Below are 20437 nucleotides of genomic sequence, written 5' to 3'. Positions count from 1 at the left end.
CAACGACTGGTAATGGGTAGATTCACAACATTTGTAACAACTTATGTCAGTTGACGTCAAAACATTTACTTGCTGTTTACTTTTCCACCGTTCGTAATGGTGGCTTTTTTCTGGGTTTTGCCATTCGCAACCTCTATGTCGTTAGAAGGTTTGCTTAACCTGCAATCCCCACTGCCAACTGTCAACACTTGGCGCATTTGCGAGTGGCTTAGAAAAGTTCATGTGTACCACGTTGCGGTGACTCGAACGATTAGAGTATATACGCAAGCCAATGCCGACACTGGAGAGCACACCATCATACTCATTAAACTGCGATTCGAACCCTGACCATGCGCGACCAGCATCAACAAAGCCGACAAAGCCTACATCGAATAACTTGTAGACGTTGATGTTGGGGTAGAAACGCGCTTCTGCGGATGCAGAAATACGGTGTTTACCATGTTGGTATTGCAACGGATAACCGCGGACGCCGCTTTCCCCACCTAGTGCAACTGGATCGTCGGCAAACTGATTTGACCCCTCTGTTGCTGTCAAGCGGCCATAATAGCCAATCCCTTCACTGGCACGCTGGAAGTACTCAAGTTGTGCCGAGACCAGATTGCGATCGACTTCAGCAACATTAATATCGCTTTTAATATCCGCACTAAACAGCAGCAACGAGTGATTCCACTCGGTGCCTTTACTGGCGTGCCAACGTAGGTGATAGCCTAACCCAGATATCGACGCGGGTTGCTGCGTTTCGATACCCACCCGGAGGCGTTGTAACCAACCTAAATTGATATCTTCAATCTGGTTGATCAAATAGATATCTTCCATCTCTTGGTAGTTGAACTGGCGATACTCATATTCGAGCCAGGGATAGACAAAGTCACGATCGCGTGGCAGAAACACTGAATTTTCCAGCGGTTCACCGTTAGGTAAACTGAAATTTGCAGTATCTTCAGTAACACCCACGCGCCAGCGGTGCGAGGTATGGTTTTGCAGGCTGCCTAGGAAGCCGTAAGATACCTCGTAGTTATGACCATCGAACAAGTAGCGGTTGCGAGTATCGTCATTTTGAAACACCTCTTCCACCCGACGATCATCAACGTAATTGAGGAATAACGCGGTATCCGTCGACTCTTCGTAAAACGGTTTATCGAAGGTCAACTGAGTGCGTTGACCATCGTCATTGTCCTCAAGTTCGGTATAGATGGTGGCGTGCTCCATCCAAGTGACTGGTGCTCCGACGGCAAAATGATAACCCGTGCGTTGTTCATCGCGTTTATAACGCAAGTTGGTGGCAATCCCTAAGCCGAGGAAATTGTCCTCTTTCATACCGACAGAGAATTTATTTTTGCCACCTTTACGGCCGAAACTGATAGTTGGCATTAATGACCAGTTATCCCAGGTGTTCACCGACACCGCGACAGGCTCTCCGGTTTCCGCATTCTCGCAACCGTTAATTAAGCTTATTCGAGCATCGCGCAAGTAGGGTTCCGCGCGCACCAAGCGTTCTGCTTCGGCGAGGTCTTGCAGGGTAACTTGGTCGCCTTCCTTAAAGGTTAAGCGATGCGCAATAACATGTGGTCGGGTATTAATGTGGGCCCAGTTGGCGAAGCGATGAATGGCCAGTGTGTCCGGATCAGATTCATCAAAAATCGGATTCGGTATAATCTCGACCTTGCCCACCGTAAACTGTTTTTCAGTCGTTTGCTGGGGCTTACAGTCTGAAACGGTTGTGGCGTAACTACTGCTACTACAAACCAGCAACCCTAAAGCTATCCATTTTTGCGCCATGCATGCCTCTCAAGAGTAACGAACAATGCTGCTGGTGCAAACAGCATCGCTTTATACTGGTTAAGTGTCAGTGTTAAACCTTAACTAAAACTTAGCGAACCATGATTTTTTCAAATTGTAAATTGTTTGCTTTGGCTTTACCGTAACAACGGTAGTAGAAAGGAGTCGCCAACTATGTCATTAACCCCAGGGTTTATCGTTGCCCACAGTCACCGCCTAGAGGATCTTACCGAGGTGGCAGTGACCTTTACTCGGCGTTTTCCGTTGCAGCCTTTGCAGCAGGAAACGGTGTTGGTACAAAGCAACGGGATTGCCCAGTGGTTAAAAGTGAACTTGGCGCAGGCTAATGGCATAGCGGCGATGTTAGATATCACCTTGCCAGCACGATTTCAGTGGCAGGCGTACCGGGCGGTATTAGGTGATGATATTCCGAAAATTTCGCCGTTCGATAAAGATCGGTTGACTTGGCGGCTACTGAGAATTGTTCCCGAGTTGGTAGCAACAGACGATCGTTTTACGCCGTTACAACATTATTTGGCGACCGATAACGACGGCCGTAAAGCTCACCAATTAGCCGCAAAGCTGGCAGACTTATTCGATCAATACGCCGTTTACCGAGCCGACTGGCTGGCACAATGGCTGAATAACAACGACACCTTAAATAATGGCCAAGCCATTGACTCTGAACAATTGTGGCAACCGGCATTGTGGCGTGCAGTAAGCGCTGACGTTGGCTTAGATCAATACTGGAATAATCGGGCCGCATTGCATCAGGCGTTTTTAGAAAAAGCTAGAGGGTTAAGCGCCGCGCCCGCGGGCATTCCACCGCGAATTATTGTGTTTGGTATCTCATCGTTACCGCAACAAGTGTTGGAAGTGCTTGATGCGTTGAAAGGCTGCACCCAAATTTTGCTTTGTGTGCATAACCCATCGCAATACCACTGGGCCGATATCGTCGACGGTAAAGAGGCACTGAAAAAGCAAGTTAAAGCCGAAGCGCGAAGACCGCGCAAGCAAGACTATCCCGAGCAAATCGCCGAGCAAGACCTGCACCAGTTTGCCCAACCGCTATTGGCCTCTTGGGGGAAACAAGGACGCGACTATATTCGCTTGTTGGACAATTACGATGAGACGGTAACCAAACAAGAGGCGTTGAACCAATTACGTTTAGACATTTTTGATCCACACCCCACCGAACATTTGCTGGGACAATTGCAGGACGATATTTTGCAATTGCGCTCATTGGCCGAAACGCAAGCACAGTGGCCAGCGCCGACGTCTGCAGACTCATCTATACAGTTTCACCGTTGCCATAGCCCATTGCGGGAATTAGAAGTCTTGCACGACCATTTGCTCGACGCCTTCGCTGAGGATCCAACGCTTGCACCACGCGATATTATGGTGATGCTACCGGATGTAAATACCTATGCGCCTTATATTGATGCGGTATTTGGTAAATACCACACCGGTAATGACCCACGAGCCATCCCTTACACTATTGCTGACCAAGGTCAGCGCCACCAACAACCGTTAATGATTGGCTTAGAGCTGTTATTACAAGCGGAGCAGATACGGTTTAACCAGAGCGAGTTACTGACCCTGCTCAATGTACCTGCGATTCAACAGCGTTTTGATATACGCGCCGACCAGATACCAACGTTGGCGCGTTGGATCGAAGGTGCCGGCGCTCGCTGGGGCTTGTCCGCAAAGCAACGGCAAAGTTTCTTTATGCCCGTTACTGATGAAACCAATAGCTGGTGGTTTGCATTAAAGCGTATGCTCAGCGGTTACGCGATTGGTGAGAGTGAAAATGCAGAAGGTTGCTGGCAAGACATAGCCCCCTTCACCGACATAAGCGGCTTAGAAGCGGCAATGGTTGGGCAGCTTGCCGAGTTGATTAGCGCACTTGAAGCATGGTGGCAACAGGTACAAACGCCATGTTCCATGCAACAATGGCGGCAGCGCAGTGAATGGTTACTGGATACCTTCTTTAGTGCAGCCGACGAGCAAGATACGTTGTTGTTAAATCGTCTACTGGACGAATCTATTGCATTAGACAACATAGCCACTGAAGCTGGACACTCTCAGACCATTGCACTGGCTGTATTCCGTGACGCATGGCTTGAGCGGATAGACCAAGCCTCTTTACAACAACGCTTTTTGGCTGGACGTGTTAACTTTGCCACCCTCATGCCAATGCGCGCAATACCGTTTCGGCATGTGTGTGTTTTGGGTATGAACGAGAGCGAGTACCCTCGTGACACCCAACGGGTCGATTTTGACTTGATGCAAGACGACTATCGTCCCGGCGACCGCTCGCGCCGAGACGACGACCGCTATTTGTTCTTGGAGGCATTACTTTCAGCGCGGGATGTGTTTTACCTGAGTTGGGTTGGCTTTAGCAGCAAAGATAATAGTGAACGCACCGCTTCCGTACTGGTATCGCAACTGCTCGACCATCTGCAGCAGGGATGGCAGTTACCGCAGCAGGCGCTGATCACCGACCATAAATTGCAAGCTTACGACGCTGTTTATTTTACTGATAGCGATGCACGCTATTTTAGCTACGCTGAGGAATGGGCAAAAGCCTATGACGTCAAACAGCACGCAGAGCCTAATGACCTCGAAACAGAGCAAACGACGGAACCACGTAATGTTCGCCTGAGCGATATCAAGCGTTTTATTCGAGAGCCCTCACAGCTGTTTTTTCAATGGCAATTGGAAACGTATTTTCAGTACCAAAGCCAAGACATTCAAGACGCGGAAACTTTCACCCTGAGTAGTCTCAATCAATGGCAATTGACTTCAGAGCTGGTGAGCAGCGGCCGCCAAGCAATTGCTCAAGGTAGCGCAGACGTAGAGCAGCAGCTAAATCAGCAGGTGTTGTCGATGAAACGCCGCGGCTTGTTAGGTGTTGGGGTAATCGCCGAGCATTCAGCTCAACAACTATCACAACAAGCCGCAGACATTATTACTACCTATCAACATTGGCTGGCAGGTGGTGCTCAGGTTATTGACGCCGCTCATGAACTGCACTTTCGCTACCAACAACGCTCCCAGCAATGGCAAATAAGCGACGCCATCCGCGGACTACATCAACAACCGGGTGGACCGCGTATTTGGGTAGCTACCTCAGTCAGTAATATCGCCGCAAAAAACGGCAAAGGGGTAAATAGCGGAGGCTGGAAGCACCTTGGCGACTACTACTTGGGCTATTTGCTGCTGAACCGCGAGCAGGCGACAGAATTTCTGCTGATCTCGAAAGGCGGTTGCCAGATTCATTTGCCATCGCTGGACAGCACCCGTGCGGAACAATTATTAACAGCGCTGATGGATGCCCTACTCACCACCTTAATGCATGCGGTACCAATGCATGTCGAGTTAGCAATGGTCTGGCTAGATGCATTTGAGAAGGCTGAACAGCGCAACCAAGACAACCCGCAGCAGGTTGCCGACCAGCACGCACAACACTGCTACGAAATCGCGCACGATGCGCAAAAACCCGCGTTACTGGAAACCAGCGATTATTGTGGTCGCTTAGCAAAAGACTATTCGCAACTTCGCGAACACCCACATTTTATGACACTCATTAATAATGTTTATCGCCCCATGCGGGACGTTTTTGCACAAGCGACGAGGGACCAACAATGAGTCAGGCGCTCACCGATCCCAGTCGCTTTCCGTTACATGGCAGCCGTTTAATTGAGGCCAGTGCCGGTACAGGTAAAACCTATACCATTGCCGCGTTGTATGTACGCTTAGTACTCGCACATGGCGATGCCGAAACACGCTTCTTAGCGCCGCTGCTGACCAAGCAAATCTTGGTGATGACCTTTACTAAAGCGGCAACAGAAGAGCTCAGCGACCGTATTCGCCAGCGTTTAGCCGATGCGGCTCGGCATTTTCGCGATCCACAAATCCATGCCGATGATCCGTTCCTTAACCAGCTGCGCCAGCAATCGCTGGAGCAGCACCAGAGTTTGGCAGTACTGGCACGACGACTCGAACTTGCCGCTCAGTCGATGGACGAGGCGGCGATAAAAACCATCCATGGTTGGTGCCAGAGCATGTTAAACGAACATGCTTTTGCCAGCGGTAGTTTATTTAGCCAACATGTTGAAACTGACGATGAGACCTTGCGTCAGCAAGCCGCAGAGGATTATTTCCGACGCTTTATCTATTCTGCCGATGCAACGCTAGCGGGCTTGTTACTCGATACCTTTGCTTCACCCGCGAATATGCTGAGCCTGACCTACGGCGATTTATCGAGCTCCACGGATGAAGATGATGATGCCCCAAAACAGCTTGTCAGTGCGCAACAGCAAGCGCGGCAACAAGCTGCAGAAATAAAAGCACAGCTTGCGCCTATTTTCCGCGAAGTTATTACATTAGCTGAGCAAACCTCAGGCACCGCACAAAAAGTAAAACAGTTGCAGAAATTTGCCGATTGGTGCGCCTCGGAAGAGCTAATGCCGAATGTTACTCCAGCTAATTGGAATACCATTAGCCTCGAAAGCTTTACCGATTGGGCGACAAAAAAGTTGGGAGGTATGCAACCACAGTGGCAACCCCTCACGACTTTGCAGCAGCAATTGCAACAGATCCAGCAGCAACAACAACAAGCGCTGCTGGCGGTAAAGCGACATGCAGCGCAATGGGTACTGCAGCGCTTTAGCCAGTTACAACAGCAACGTGCGCAAATGAGCCACAACGATATGCTCACTCGGCTTCGAGACGCGCTGCGCGGCTCACAGGGTGAACGTTTGGCGCGAACCATTCGCCGCCAATTTCCCGTTGCATTAGTGGATGAGTTCCAAGATACCGATCCGATTCAATACGAAATTTTAGACCGTATTTATCGCGTTGCCGATCCTCACCCCAATACCGGCATCTTTCTGATAGGTGACCCGAAGCAGGCTATTTATAGCTTCCGCGATGCCGATATTTTTACCTATTTGAAGGCGCGCGAAGCTACACAAGGACGACATTACAACTTACTGGTTAACTATCGCTCCTCAGAAGATATGGTCGCGGCCGTTAACCACCTATTTGGCACAGCCGAAGATTATCCCAAAGGGGCGTTCTTATTTAAACGAGCTGACGACAACCGACTACCGTTTCAAGCGGTCTCGGCAAAAGGACGTGATACTCACCTACGCCATACCTTAGCCGGGACTAATCAAGCCTCAGCAGCATTGAATTGGGCGGTGGTAGATGAGCCTTTTACTAATAAGACGGAAATGTTTGAACAGCTCGCCAGCCACCATGCCAATATCATTGCAAAATTACTGAATGATCCACAGGCAGGCTTTTACGATGCCAATCAGGAACGCAAGCGCAACGTTAATAGTGAAGATATTGCCATACTGGTAAACAACTTTACCGAAGCAGATGCCATCCAGCTGGCACTTCGCCAGCGCGGGGTTCGCAGTGTTTATTTGTCTGACCGAAATTCGGTGTTCGCGCAACGTATTGCAAAAGAAGTGCTGCTTTTATTAAGCGCCTGCGAAGACCCGCGTAATCCCGGAAAAATCAGTAGCGCGGTGGCCTGCCGTTTGCTTGACCTTTCGACGTCAAAGCTAGCACAAATCCATAGCCAAGAGAGCGTATGGGAAGATTACGTTGAAGCTTTTATCGGCTATCAAGAGCGTTGGAATAAGCAAGGTTTACTCGCCATGTTCCAGCAGCTATTACACGATTTTTCAATACCTACAATGCTGCTTCGCCAAAGCGAAAGTGGTGAACGCCAGCTTGCTGACTTGCTGCATATTGCCGAACTATTGCAGCAACATAGCCAAGTTGTGGAAAGTCCGATTGAGGTGGTGAATTACCTTGCCGAACACATCAACGCCCACCAAGGAATAGATGGCAGCGCTCGCACCCAAGCCGATGAACAGCAGATGCGTCTGGAAAGTGACCAAGCGCTAGTCAAAATCATTACGATTCATAAGTCGAAAGGCTTGCAGTATCCGATAGTATTTTTGCCTTTCGCCTGTTACGGCAAAACGGAACGTTTTCGCCTCAACTTTCCTGCAAGTTACCATGACGATAACGACCAATTGCAGTGGGTATGGTCGAAAGATGATGAAAACACGGCTCGCGTGTTAGCCGAACAAAATGCCGAAGAACTGCGCAAGATCTATGTGGCTGTAACCCGGGCTCAACACGCAACTTTCGTTAACTTAGCGAGCACCAAGCAACAAGGGGATAATCCCCTATTCTATCTGCTGCATGGCGATGACAAGGCACAACTGCCGCTCACCCAGCTGGCAACAGAACGTTGGCAGCAGCTGCCGCACACAGAAGTACTACCGCTAATAAACGAACCTGCAGTAAGCGCAAAAATAGCCGTGGAAACATCGCGTGCATCGTTGTCAGCGCGTCATATGCCTCACAGCCAGCATCTGCGCCCGTGGTGGATTGCCAGTTATAGCGCTCTGGCGCAACATAGCGCGGCGGAGCTGGCCGCAGAACCACAAAGCGCAGAAGAGATGAATTTGTTGGAAGCTGACGAGACTCTGACTGCTGAAACACCGCAACGGTCAGCGCCGGTAGTCGCGCACCAGCTCCATGACTTCCCTCGCGGAGCAGAACCCGGAACGTTATTGCACAACCTGTTGGAAGAAGCGGCAAATCAGGGTTTTGCTAACGTAGCAGCGCATTCGGCGACTTGCCAGCAATTGGTTGCCGAGCAGTGTCAAAGAGGAGATTGGCAACCCTATGCCGACCCACTCAGCGAGTGGTTACAGCAATACCTACAACAGCCATTGCCGCTGGCAGCAAATGCTGCGGAGATATCGTTGGCAGAGTTGGTCCATTACCAAGCCGAACCCGAGTTTTGGTTCCCAGCACATCAACTACAAACCGCTGAGTTAGACCATTGGGTTAGACACTATATTCAACCTGGTGTAGCCCGACCGCAACTGCGGGACATTCACGTTAACGGCATGCTAAAAGGGTTTATCGATTTAGTGTTTGAACATAATGGCCGTTATTTTGTAGTGGACTACAAATCCAATTGGCTGGGTGAAAATGATGCCAGCTATCACTCACAAGCGCTGACCGAAGCGATGCTTCACAGCCGCTATGACTTGCAGTACGTGATTTACACCTTAGCGTTACATAAGTTGCTGCAAAGCCGGTTAGGTGCCGAGTACGATTACGACACCCACATCGGCGGTATTGCTTACTTATTCTTGCGTGGCCAACACAGTGACTCGGCTGGGTGCTACCGCGACCGACCACCACGTGAATTGATCGAAAGGCTGGCCGAGCTTTTTGCGGAAGATAGGCGCACAACTGGGGGTGAACATGCCGGTTAATCAGTTATTCGAATGCCTAAAGCAATGGCAACAACACGGTTGGATCCGCGCGCTTGACAAGGTTTTTGCTGAGTTCTTATACAATCAAGGGGAACAGTCGCCTTGGGTATTATTCAGCGCGTTTGTTTGTTCTCACCAAGTGGGTCGCGGTTACACCGAGGTTTCGGTAAAGGATTTACTCGAACAGCCTAACGCATTGCTCAACCTTCCGCCTGAGTATCAACCCCATGACGGATTATTAACGCCAGCAGACATTGTTGCACAACTCAATCCTGCCGAGCTTGAACGAGCACTTACGGCTAGCGTGAATGTTAGCCACAACGGTACATCCGCAGCGCCGCTGGTATTTTACCTCAATCGACACGACCAATCTGGTATCGCCTTATACCGATTCTGGCGCTATGAGGCGATTATCAGCGACAGTCTGCAGCAACGAATGGCCGTTGTCCCAAGTGTTGATGAATCTCTGCTAAAGCAAACACTGGAAACATTATTCGGCGCAGAGAAAGCGCTTAATTGGCAACGCCTTGCCTGTGCCAACAGCGTATTGCATAACTTTAGTGTGATCACCGGCGGGCCTGGCACGGGAAAAACTCATACCGTGGTGCGCTTGCTCGCAGCATTACAGCGCCAAGCGCTTGAGCATGCAGACCAGCCATTACGTGTCGCCTTAGCCGCGCCAACGGGGAAAGCCGCGGCTAGACTTAGAGAGTCTATTATTAAGGCTCGCGGCGAGCTTACCCAACAGGTGACTGATAGCGCTATCCAACGTGCACTTGAGCAGGTTCCTAGTGATAGTCAGACACTGCACCGACTTTTAGCAGTCAATCCGCAATCAAGACGACCGAATTATCACAGTGAAAATCCATTGCGATACGACGTCATCGTGGTCGATGAAGCCTCAATGGTAGACAGCGAAATGATGCAGGCACTGCTGCAAGCCACAGCCATTAGCGCGCGCGTTATTCTGCTTGGTGATAAAGACCAATTAGCCTCGGTTGAGGCTGGCGCAGTACTCGGCAACCTGTGCGAGCAGGCTGAAGACGGCCACTACCAACCAGAGCATGCCGCTCGACTCGCCGCTGTAGCTGATAGCACAGCTATTCCATTAGCCTACCAAGATAACCACGGTCCGCAGCGGCTGCAGCACGTGGCGATGCTGCGCAAGAGTTATCGGTCGGAAAAGGATATTTTGGCTTTAGCGAAGGCGGTCAATCAAGGAGACTTAGCCAATTGGCGTTCCCTTGTTGGCTCGGCTGAAAAGGCAACTGCCGATGCGCAAGTACAAACGTTAATCGTGAAAACCTTACAGGATCACGCATTTCAGCAATTCGTGAAGCAGGGTTTTAGTCCTTTTTGGACGGCACTAAATCAGATGGATGGCGCTACCGACACAGATGCCGCCGTAAAAGAAGTGTTAGAGCGCTTTAGCGATTTCCAACTGCTTACCGCCTTACGCAAAGGTGAATGGGGTGTGGCCGCGGTAAATCAGCGGATAACGGAAATCATTGGCGCCAGCCGGCAAAGCTGGTATCACGGACGGCCGATAATGGTCACCCAGAACGACTATGGACTGAAACTTAGTAACGGAGATATTGGCATAGCAATTCGCGACCACAAGAGCGGACGGCTAAGGGTGGCTTTCGCTAGCATCGATAAGCACATTAAATGGGTATTACCCAGTCGCTTAGTGCATGTAGAAACCGCTTACGCAATGACGGTACATAAGTCACAGGGGTCGGAGTTTGCGCACGCGGCATTAATATTACCGGACTATCCCAGCCCAGTGCTTAATAGGGAGCTAATATACACTGGCATCACTCGCGCCAAGCAGCGGGTCAGCTTAGTCGGTAGAAACCTGCGTATCGTCGAGCCATTGCTGCAAAGCCGCAACAGGTAAAAGCATTACTCAGTAAAAGCCGAATTTGGCGTTTTGAGGCCGATATTCTATCAAAGGTAGCAGCGTCGCGGCGAGCTTCAAGTGTCTGTTAGCTCGGTAACAACATGCTCGCAAACTCGGCTAGGTCACTGACGCTTGCATCTACCGGCAAACCCAACGGGTATTGGCTTTTCCCGGGCGTTCGCTAGTAGCGTTTCGTTCGCATCAAAATACAGTACTTTCGGTGTTCGCATACCATCCTCGTTTTCTCAACCGCTTTTTATTACCATAGCTGAAAGCATGGCTTGTGTAGAGCCTCTATTTATAAGCGCTAAGGGCGCCAAATGGACCAATTAAAAAACCAATACCAATATGCTGCGAGTAGCGCAGAGCATTCTATTCTGCGCCACCCAGCACGTTCGATGGCCGAGGTGCTGCGTCTTTGCGCAGAGCGCGCGGAAGCATTTGATGGCGCAGATGAGTATGGCAAAGGCGAACTGATTGAACAATTTGAAGCACGCATGGCTAAAATGCTTGGCAAACCCGCGGCACTGTTCCTACCCAGCGGCACGCTGGCGCAGCCGATGGCGTTGCGTATTCACGCCGACCAACGAGGACGTAGTGGCGTGGCTTTGCACCCTAGTTCACATCCGGTGCTGCACGAACAAGATGGCTATGAAAAATTATGGGGATTACAGGGCTATCAGGTCGGTGATCACTCACGGGTTATTGCAGCGGCCGATTTTGCCGAGATTTCTGCACCAGAAAAGCTTTCTTCCATCTTCATTGAGCTACCCATGCGCGAAATTGGTGGTCAGTTACCGAGCTGGGAAGATCTGCAACAGCAAGTTAATTGGGCTCGCCAACACGGTTTAGCCGTGCACCTAGATGGTGCGCGGTTGTGGCAATGCGAAAGCTATTATCAACGCAGCTTCGCTGAAATCTGCGAATTATTCGACAGCGTTTATGTGAGTTTGTACAAAGACTTAGCTGGCATTGCTGGTGCAGTATTGGCGGGAACCGAAGCGTTTATTGCCAAAGCGCGCATTTGGACACGCCGCGCGGGTGGCAACCTCATCTCAATGTACCCATACGTGCTTGCCGCAGAGCAAGGTCTCGCTGATAACTTAGCGGTGATGCCAAAGGTTGCCTCTTTCGCCCAACAGCTTGCGCCATTGCTGGCGAGCATACCTGGGGTAACAGTGAACCCGGAGCAACCGCAAGCCGGCATGTTTCACTTACACATCAAAGCCGATGAATCGGCGCTGATCAGCGCCGTCACAACGTACGCTGAAAAACACCGAATTCTGCTGTTACCGTTACCTCGGGCGAAACAAAACGGCCGCTGCATTTGCGAAATCCCGCTCGGCCGCAACGCCCTGCAGCACCCTGCCAGCTTCTGGCACGAGCATTTAGCAGCGTGCTTGGCGGGGCTGTAGGTGGGTAGCGGTCACCCTTGCTATGTATTTCAATGTAGAAATGCTTATTTATGATGTTTGCTTCATTTCTTAATATTTATGTACTAAACTTCATTTAAGTGCATTTATGAACCGAACTACATCTCTGGAATATGCCCATGATTATTCAACGACCAACCGACTTAGCGGCACTGATTAAATCACAACGCAAGAAGCACGGTTATACACAAAAAGAGCTCGCTAAGCTTACCGATCTATCCCAGAGAAGTGTCTCAGTCATTGAGAACTCCGGCGAAATGCACATATCGACGTTGCTGCGGATTTTTGCCGCACTGAATATTCAATTCGATGCCGCTACTGATCAATTAAAGCACCCAGATAGCACCGAGGCCATTTGGTAATGAGTCAGCGCAAAGTAGAAAGCACACTCTTTTGCCACATGAACGACCAGTTTGTTGGCACCTTAACATCGCGCTTGAATAACCTGAGCTTTCGTTATTCCGAGCACTGGTTAAATTCCGAGTTTGGCCGTGCCATTTCCGTGTCTTTACCACTAACGGATCAAGCGTATTCAGGCGATGCAGTCAATGCGTATTTCGATAACCTGTTACCTGATAGCACAGAGGTACGTAAACACATTGTCGATCGGTTGGGGGCAAAAAGTACCAAGCCTTTTGATTTACTTGCGGCAGTGGGTAAAGACTGTATTGGTGCCCTAACCTTCACCAATAGCCCTGAGTCAACGCCGGTTCCTAACACTGAAGTGGTGCCATTAAATGACGCGCAAATAGGCAAGCTCGTGGCGGATTCGCGAACAGGAAAAACGTTAGGCATGCAACCTAACGAGGGTTTCCGATTTTCGCTTGCTGGTGCACAAGAAAAAACCGCATTGACCTTTTGGAAGGGTCAGTGGGGTGTCCCTGTCGGCCGTACACCCACAACCCATATTCTAAAACCACGGATACTCACCCGGCCGGGTGAACCTGACTTATCGAGTAGCGTCGAAAATGAATGGTTTTGCATGCGCGTGATTCAATTACTCGGTTTACCCGTAGCGCATACAACCATTGATAGCTTTAACGGTGAAGATGTCTTGGTTGTCGAGCGTTTTGACCGAAAAATCGTTGGAGAAAAAATTTATCGGTTACCGCAAGAAGATTTCTGCCAGGCACTGGGTATAGCTGGCGGCTCGAAGTACGAAGAACATGGCGGACCTAGCGCGAAAGACATTATGCAGGTTCTCTCGACATCCATTGCAGCGGTGAGTGACCGAGACACTTTCATGTCGGCACAATTATTGTACTGGCTTTTTGCCGCAATCGACGGGCATGCCAAAAACTTCAGCTTAGCATTAACCCCTAACGGATATCGGCTAACACCGCTGTACGACGTGCTATCTGCGCACGGCTTTGCGCAAATCGGTAACCTACATCCAAAGAAAATAAAAATGGCGATGGCGGTCAATAGTAAGAATCGGCACTACCATTGGCATACGATTTTCCCTCGCCACTGGGCAACGCACGCGAAGAGCTTGGGTTACAACCCAGAACGGATGGACTCTGTCATTGCAGACATTACCGGAAAGCTTGGAAACTGCCTTGATATTGCATCAGAGGAGGCAGCGTCGATAAGCGCTCGGGCAGAGCAGACAGCTGAGGCCATTCGAGCCGGCACATTAAAAGCGCTTCAGCGGTTTAGCGTTTGACGCGTTGCGAGATAAGGCGGAATTACTGCAGGCTGAGGAAATGGCGCACCCTGCAGGAGTCGAACCTGCGACCTCTGCCTCCGGAGGGTAATACTAAAAGATCGTCTAAATCGTAAAACCGAGTAATAATAAGGGGTTATCTGGTATCTTAAAGGGTAAAACAACTTTGCTCATAACCATTTTAAGCCATTTCATATCAAAAGTTGTCACATAGTTCCGATCTAGATATTATCAATTTTGACATTTGCCCTTAATCAATCTTGATGAATAAAGACGAACAGATCACGTTAAAGCTCTCAGAAATTTCCGGTTATCATCCAAAGGTAGCGCAGCTTGTCGCTAAGCTTGCAGATAGAAGTTTCACCGCCTCCATTGCAGACTTAAGTGAGCAAGCGGCAGAGCATTTTCTACGTATTCATCCAATTTGTATTTCTCGATATCGTGGCAAATTTTTCGTCGTGGCGGGTTTTAGAGCGTTTCAGGTAGCCGAATTGCTGCTCAACCAAACAACGATACTCAGGTTCTCGCTCATCAATTCGAAAAGTGACATTCTCGATATTGCTCGAACAGACATTCTGTTTTCACCTTTAATATTTTCGTTATCAACTAAAGTTGCGCAGCAGACAGGGAGACTCATCGAAATTGTCGGAACTGACTTTACTAACGAGCATCACTCCGATTTAGCATCTGAACGCTCACGCACCCGTTTTCATACCCAAGGCCAGTGAGCTACGAGCATATGACCGATGTTGAGTTGCTTGCTTCAAGAGCAAACATTGATGAAAGTGAATTATTAAACTATTTGAGATTTATAAAGGCCCCCCCCAGACTTTAAAAACGGTCAGGCTGCTATACATGGCCTCAAACGGATGTTGAGTGTTCCCTGGATATCCGATCTAAAAGATTCAAACCTTGGTCATCTACTTGCAATCAATTCGCGTCTTGAACGCGTCCTCGCCACCTATCCGGATTTAGATAAATTAACCGTTTCGGAAAAGTCGAATGCGAAACAGCTAACACGTGGAATGTTAACTGACTTTCCTATATACACTGTGTTGTTCTTCCGCTCAAAAAGCCATCACAGGTTACTTGAGCAAATGAAACAATTAATTTGGTTGGAAAGCCCGTTGGCAACAGATAACGACATTTCCGATTACTGTCGCTTTATTCGCGTGCTATCTGAAAAGAATATTCCGCAGTTTATTGTTGAAAGATTCCCAAAGCACGAGCCGTCCGCAAGTGAAATCTATGAATTTTTGGACTACTTCTCAGAAAATGAAGCCCAGAGCGTTACCGATGATAGTGACTACAATAACAACCTAAAAGAAAACACCAAAGCTGCAATTAGGTATCTCAAAGTCCTAACCGGACGAACCGTGAATCGACGAACATACAGAGGCAAGAGTAAGTCTAGTAAGAAGCGTCAGTCGCTGGGCATACGAGGGTTTACCGAACTCGATGGTCACTCAGTTGTAAAATATTTAACCATTCCAGATGAGGATGAGTTATTTGACACAGGTTTTGTAAGGGCTCTTGAGAGTCTTGAACTAGACCAAGACGAACTTGACGATATCGGTGCTCAAGGAGTTGAGCCAGCTGAGTTTGAGAAACGTTACCGACTAGCCTGGTACATTGATATTTCTTCGCCGTTGTATGCTCAAAACTTTAGAGCCAAGGTGAAACAGAAGGGGCAAATAGCAAAGATAGAAAGACATAACCAGTACCTACCGTCGACTGTCCACCTAATGAATGAAGTTGAAGCGACTGCACTTTTCGAACGACTTGAAAATTATCCCGTTCAAAGCAAAAACGAAGCAGCGGTCGTGTTAACGCTTTACATAATGCTTCTGACGAGCTCATCATTTGAACGCGCGAAATCCTTCAGTTTGCTGTTTACTCAAGACCAAGGCGCTTCGAGGATAGCTGATAGCATCGGATATGACTTATCTTTAAATGTGTGGCTTGTGCCCCGCCTTCGATTGCCGTTTACAACAGCTGAAGCCAACTTACCCGATGCTTTGATTCCTCAAGAAACCATAGAGCTTCCCACCTATACGGATCGCGTAAAGGAACTTATAACTCAGTTTTTCAAGTCCCAAAAAGCACCGGCGAAGCCTCTACTGAAAATGCGCACGAAGATTTCACAAGTAACCAATTTCTTGAAGTCAATCAGTGAGCGCCTAACACCGGCCAAGGTATCGAATTACCTCATTTTGAATCTATCATCTTCTACCAGTATATCGGTGGCCGGCTACCTGTTTAATAGAGCACTCCCGGGTTCGATGGCACGTTACTACTACTCCTCGCATACAGAATATGAGTACCAGAGAATTTACGACGACCTTGTAAAGAATACGCTTCCGATATGCAATTTTCATCGAAGTAGCGGCCTCTACCTCGGTAATCCAGTATCAAATTTTAAATATAGCTTTGGTGCGCGGTACGTGCCCAGTGTAGATAGCATACGAAAAACCCTCGCTTTAATGAAAGCTAGCTTGCACGAAGAACGGCATAAGACAAAGAGCCTCTCTTTTATTGATTTTCACAACTGTTACACGGTCTACTGTATCTTTGCGCAGTCATTGCTAACAGGTATTAGGGCCGTTGTAGACCCGTTTATTGGAAGCCGGCAGGTTATAGAGCAAACGGGCCTTGCGATTTTTAGAGATAAGGACACAAAAGATCAGTTTCATACCCGAGTTTTACCGTTCCATTCTCTGGCATTAAAGCTTTCGCAAGAGTATGAGCGGCACAGTAAAATCATTTTGGAAAAAATGTTGCTAATTAATCCACTATTCTGCCGAAGTAAAATTTTTGAATCTGATACGACGTTTTTTATAGAGCCTGAAACTACTCAAGCACTTACCGCGCGCCCTCGGGAAATCAAACGATTTCTCAGTCCGTTTAGCGAATTACCAATTAACTCAAACCGAAAGTTTCTTCGCTCCTATTTGGAGAAACAGAGACTATCGCCTGAAACGGTCGATGCAACCCTCGGTCATGCTTCTTTGGGTGAGCCTATCGGCGACAGCATGTCGACGTTTAGCTTCCTCGATTTGAGGGAAGAGCTTTTCCCAGCGTTGGATAGTTTGATAGAAGAAGTAGAGTTAGTATTGTTAAAAGGAATTGCTGAGTGAGCTTTGAAGGGCTTTCAGAAGATTTAAAGGGGCTGCTTAGCGATGTGTTCAATATCGACGAGTCGAGTCATGACATTCCCTTTTTCGACAGAGAGAGTGTTGAAAGAATTTTTTGGGCGCTAACAAGCTTCGACGCAGATTCTGCAAAACAGCTTGCAGAAGAATTATCTGTCTTTGTATCTAGTCTGAGAAGGCCAGAAGACCAAATATTAGTAACCACTGAAATACGACGGCCTCCTGCAAGGTTGACTGAAACCGACGTCTCTCTCATCGCGCAGCTCGATAGATCGGAACGTGATTTCCACACTACTCTTGAACAGGAACAACGAAGCTTAAAAATAGACATGGGCTTGGTGCTATTCAGCGCTATACGCTACGGCGGGCTGCTTAATCAGCACAATATAATGCAATTCTTTCATAAGTTGAGACGAGATGAGCCACCTAATGTCATTGGCAAAACAGCTTGGTATACGTTCGAACACGATATTGGTGGAAAAGCTATCTGGTTGCCAGACCCTTTATCCCTGGGTCTCATCACGCGTTGGTGTAGTCAGAAAAAATCAGAAGCCATGAGAGAGCGATCGGCAAAGCGATATGGGTGGCACTATTATCTGAACCAAGTAACGAGTGTAGGAATTAAAAAAAGGACAACTTGGAGTCAAACGTTATTTTTAAAAGCCTGCAGTTTGCGTTTAGCTATGGATATTGCACCCGCTCTAGTCGACATTGCAAACGGTAAAACTCCAGTGTGTGCCTTTCATCAGGAGACTTGGCTAAGGTTGTTGACCCAAAAATCTCCATCATTATCTCCTGAATTTAAACAGCTAGCGACTGCCAGCGACGCTTCGAATATGAATCATCTCAGTCATGTGCGATCATCATTCGATACAGAACTCCTCAGACGAGCTAGGCGGATAAGTGAAAGGTTGAAAGGTAGGCCTGTTCAGCAACTTGTCGACGCGATAACTGAAGAGCATTGTGTGTTTTTCGCGAGGCTTTCTCCAAACTTAAACCTGTTATTTGAGTGGATGCTTTTTAGAGTATTAAACGCAGGCTCATGGTCAGGCCCACTTAAGATATCCTCTGCCCTGAGTCGCTTAGAGCTAATGCATCGAGCATTTAGCTCTCAAAAGCAACTTAACGATGTTTTTTTGCTTGACACTCAGGAACTCAATGAGTTTTACAAAACCGTCATCGAGTCTTATAAAACTGTCCGACAACTAACAATTGCAAGAGCTTTACGCGATTTTCATGATTTTCTCATTCGAGTATATGGCGTTGAACCCAATTACACGCCAGACAGATATATACTTAAGGACGGCAAAAAGAACGAAGCGTTGTCTGTTGATGCAGAAGTCCTGATGCCGTGGGAGTACATGCAATTAAAAAAATATTTAACGCATGCAAAGAAATCATCAAAGCACCAGGAAATTGCCAAGTTTATCTATGCTGCTCTCATATTGGGTTATCGAGCAGGATGTAGACGATCTGAAGTTCATTATCTTAGGGTGAAAGATTTCTGCATTTTGGACAAAAAACCTGAAGCCACAGAAATCATCGTAAAAGAGCACCAGCTGCGGTCTCTAAAATCCCCTGCTGCTTATCGTCGAATAAAAATCGGTGTTTTACTCACTCCACCAGAGCGTCGATTTCTGCTCAAATTAGTTATCGAACGAAAATTGCAAGATGGAAACGAAGCATATCTGTTCCGCAATATAGGCTGCGATAGTCCCTACATGTCCTCTAAGGTACTCTTTGAGCCTCTAGTGCAATTATTAAAGCAAGTCACTGGTAATCCAGCTATGCGTTTTCACCATTTACGTCATAGCGTTGCCACTTGGAACTTTTGGCGATGGATGGCACCGTCAAGCACTAGCCATTCAGCGATACCCGCGCTGACTAAGATGGTCAGCTTTAAGCAAGTTGCAGCTGAGCGTCGGGCGATTCTCGGTGTTCGTGAAGGACTAAAGCCAAGTCGAAAAACGCTCCACGCGTTATCGATGATGATTGGACATGCACATCCAAGAACCACATTACGCCACTATATTCATAGCTCTCATGTAATACTTCATGATCAATTATGCACGGTACAGCCTCGTCTTAAAAAGAAAGTATTAGCAGAGATATCCGGCCTCACGCCTCGTGGATTGCTAAAAGCTGTGACGAAAAAGAGAAGCGATGATGATGGGCCGATGATTGATGAATGGCGCGCGAGCGGTGTTCGCGATAAATGCTTAGCCACTATAACTAGACTCAGGGGTAAGAGCCCAGTAACAGCTGCTTGGCGAAGAAAAACCGCCCTAAATCTTACGTGGCATGATCGCGAACCTAGCGGAGAGCGGTCTGATTTATTTGACTATTACTTGGCAGCGAAAGACTTTTTCGACGGTTTTGAAAATATTGAATGGCTCGAAAACCGATATGCCATATTTGGTACAACATTGAATCACGTGGTCGATCAAGCAAATTTACTTTTCGAGCTACAAATGGAGGTTCGCAAGGGCAATAGTGCTGTTCAACGCCCACGACACTGGGAGCGGATTGCTGTCGACCGGCTGGATTATTCAACCGGCGAACTCTATAAAGAGCATGAGTACGTTAAGCAGCTTCCGAGTTTACCAAGACAAATACGTGAACGCATTACGGTCGAGAAAATGCTAATTGCAGCGCAGAGTTTAAATAAAACTCAAAAAGCTAAGCTGGCAAAAGCACTGGAATACTTCGTCAATAACTCTAATCGACGCGATAGCGGTATCGCTTTTAAAACAAGACGCTCTTTGGATGCATTCGTTTCTGCCATCCGCCTGCTCAACCTTACGACTGCAGGTCGAGATGGTCAGCCCCATGAGCGAATGAGGATTACTATCAGTTCGCCGGACCTAGATCCCGCAGCTGCTAGGCAGATTGCTTTGACAGACTATTGGAATAAGAGGATTGGCTTTAAACGCTACCAAGTAAAATATAGAGAACGCAGCCTTGGCAGTAACTATAAACATGGTCTTGCACATTTGGATCTCATGGCTGTAGAAGCAAAAACCTCAAACTCGAGACCGAGCAAGCGGCGAGTTGCTGATGCTGGATTTCGGGTTGGTCTTTATATTTTGTACGTCACGCGAGTGGTTTGGTTAAGACGCGTTTGAATATAGTCCAGGGACTATAGTTAGCATAGACAAGTCAATCGAGTTACCCATCCCTAG

10 protein-coding genes are annotated in these 20437 nt (G+C 48.1%); 9 read left to right on the top strand and 1 reads right to left on the bottom strand.

Translation table 11 applies throughout. The features are described from left to right. Positions 1 to 141: 141 nt before the first annotated feature. Positions 142 to 1779, bottom strand: coding sequence for a ShlB/FhaC/HecB family protein (locus tag CWI84_RS03005; protein WP_126841091.1), 1638 nt, complete (start codon positions 1777 to 1779; stop codon positions 142 to 144). A gap of 174 nt (positions 1780 to 1953) precedes the next feature. Between CWI84_RS03005 and recC the strand changes: the two genes are divergently transcribed. From recC to CWI84_RS02960, 9 genes are all read left to right on the top strand, one after another. Beyond that, a complete protein-coding gene (recC, locus tag CWI84_RS03000; protein ID WP_126841090.1) occupies positions 1954 to 5430 on the top strand; it encodes an exodeoxyribonuclease V subunit gamma in 3477 nt (1158 codons plus the stop codon). After that, on the top strand, positions 5427 to 9101 hold the full coding sequence (gene recB / locus CWI84_RS02995) for an exodeoxyribonuclease V subunit beta (protein WP_126841089.1): 3675 nt from the start codon (positions 5427 to 5429) through the stop codon (positions 9099 to 9101). The genes recC and recB overlap by 4 nt, the downstream gene beginning before the upstream one ends. Further along, positions 9091 to 11001 carry an exodeoxyribonuclease V subunit alpha gene (gene recD / locus CWI84_RS02990; RefSeq protein WP_126841088.1) on the top strand — a complete coding sequence of 637 codons (1911 nt, stop codon included), beginning with the start codon at positions 9091 to 9093 and terminating at the stop codon, positions 10999 to 11001. The genes recB and recD overlap by 11 nt, the downstream gene beginning before the upstream one ends. Positions 11002 to 11324: 323 nt before the next feature. Continuing rightward, a complete protein-coding gene (locus tag CWI84_RS02985; RefSeq protein WP_126841087.1) occupies positions 11325 to 12419 on the top strand; it encodes a threonine aldolase family protein in 1095 nt (364 codons plus the stop codon). Positions 12420 to 12556: 137 nt separating this feature from the next. After that, positions 12557 to 12799 (top strand): helix-turn-helix domain-containing protein, encoded by a 243-nt coding sequence (locus CWI84_RS02980; RefSeq protein WP_157980988.1) that lies wholly within the window; start codon positions 12557 to 12559, stop codon positions 12797 to 12799. Beyond that, positions 12799 to 14103 (top strand): type II toxin-antitoxin system HipA family toxin, encoded by a 1305-nt coding sequence (locus CWI84_RS02975; protein WP_126841085.1) that lies wholly within the window; start codon positions 12799 to 12801, stop codon positions 14101 to 14103. Before CWI84_RS02980 ends, CWI84_RS02975 begins: the two co-directional genes overlap by 1 nt. Positions 14104 to 14366: 263 nt before the next feature. Next, positions 14367 to 14831, top strand: a complete 465-nt coding sequence (locus tag CWI84_RS02970; protein ID WP_126841084.1) for a hypothetical protein — start codon at positions 14367 to 14369, stop codon at positions 14829 to 14831. Positions 14832 to 14972: 141 nt separating this feature from the next. Further along, entirely contained in the window at positions 14973 to 17240 is a 2268-nt protein-coding gene (locus tag CWI84_RS02965) for a hypothetical protein (protein ID WP_126841083.1), read from the top strand. Then, entirely contained in the window at positions 17237 to 20380 is a 3144-nt protein-coding gene (locus CWI84_RS02960; protein ID WP_126841082.1) for a site-specific integrase, read from the top strand. The genes CWI84_RS02965 and CWI84_RS02960 overlap by 4 nt, the downstream gene beginning before the upstream one ends. Positions 20381 to 20437: the final 57 nt, after the last annotated feature.

This window comes from Idiomarina tyrosinivorans (assembly GCF_003987475.1).
Lineage (GTDB): Bacteria > Pseudomonadota > Gammaproteobacteria > Enterobacterales > Alteromonadaceae > Idiomarina > Idiomarina tyrosinivorans.
Note: the sequence above shows the minus strand (reverse complement) of the source record. Positions and strands in the feature narration are given on the sequence as shown.

Excerpts from the sequence above, each read along its gene's own strand:
- recB (WP_126841089.1), top strand. The coding sequence starts at position 5,427 with ATGAGTCAGGCGCTCACCGATCCCAGTCGCTTTCCGTTACATGGCAGC.
- CWI84_RS02975 (WP_126841085.1), top strand. The coding sequence starts at position 12,799 with ATGAGTCAGCGCAAAGTAGAAAGCACACTCTTTTGCCACATGAACGAC.
- recC (WP_126841090.1), top strand. The coding sequence starts at position 1,954 with ATGTCATTAACCCCAGGGTTTATCGTTGCCCACAGTCACCGCCTAGAG.
- recD (WP_126841088.1), top strand. The coding sequence starts at position 9,091 with ATGCCGGTTAATCAGTTATTCGAATGCCTAAAGCAATGGCAACAACAC.
- CWI84_RS02970 (WP_126841084.1), top strand. The coding sequence starts at position 14,367 with ATGAATAAAGACGAACAGATCACGTTAAAGCTCTCAGAAATTTCCGGT.
- CWI84_RS02985 (WP_126841087.1), top strand. The coding sequence starts at position 11,325 with ATGGACCAATTAAAAAACCAATACCAATATGCTGCGAGTAGCGCAGAG.
- CWI84_RS02980 (WP_157980988.1), top strand. The coding sequence starts at position 12,557 with ATGATTATTCAACGACCAACCGACTTAGCGGCACTGATTAAATCACAA.
- CWI84_RS02965 (WP_126841083.1), top strand. The coding sequence starts at position 14,973 with ATGTTGAGTGTTCCCTGGATATCCGATCTAAAAGATTCAAACCTTGGT.
- CWI84_RS03005 (WP_126841091.1), bottom strand. The coding sequence starts at position 1,779 with ATGGCGCAAAAATGGATAGCTTTAGGGTTGCTGGTTTGTAGTAGCAGT.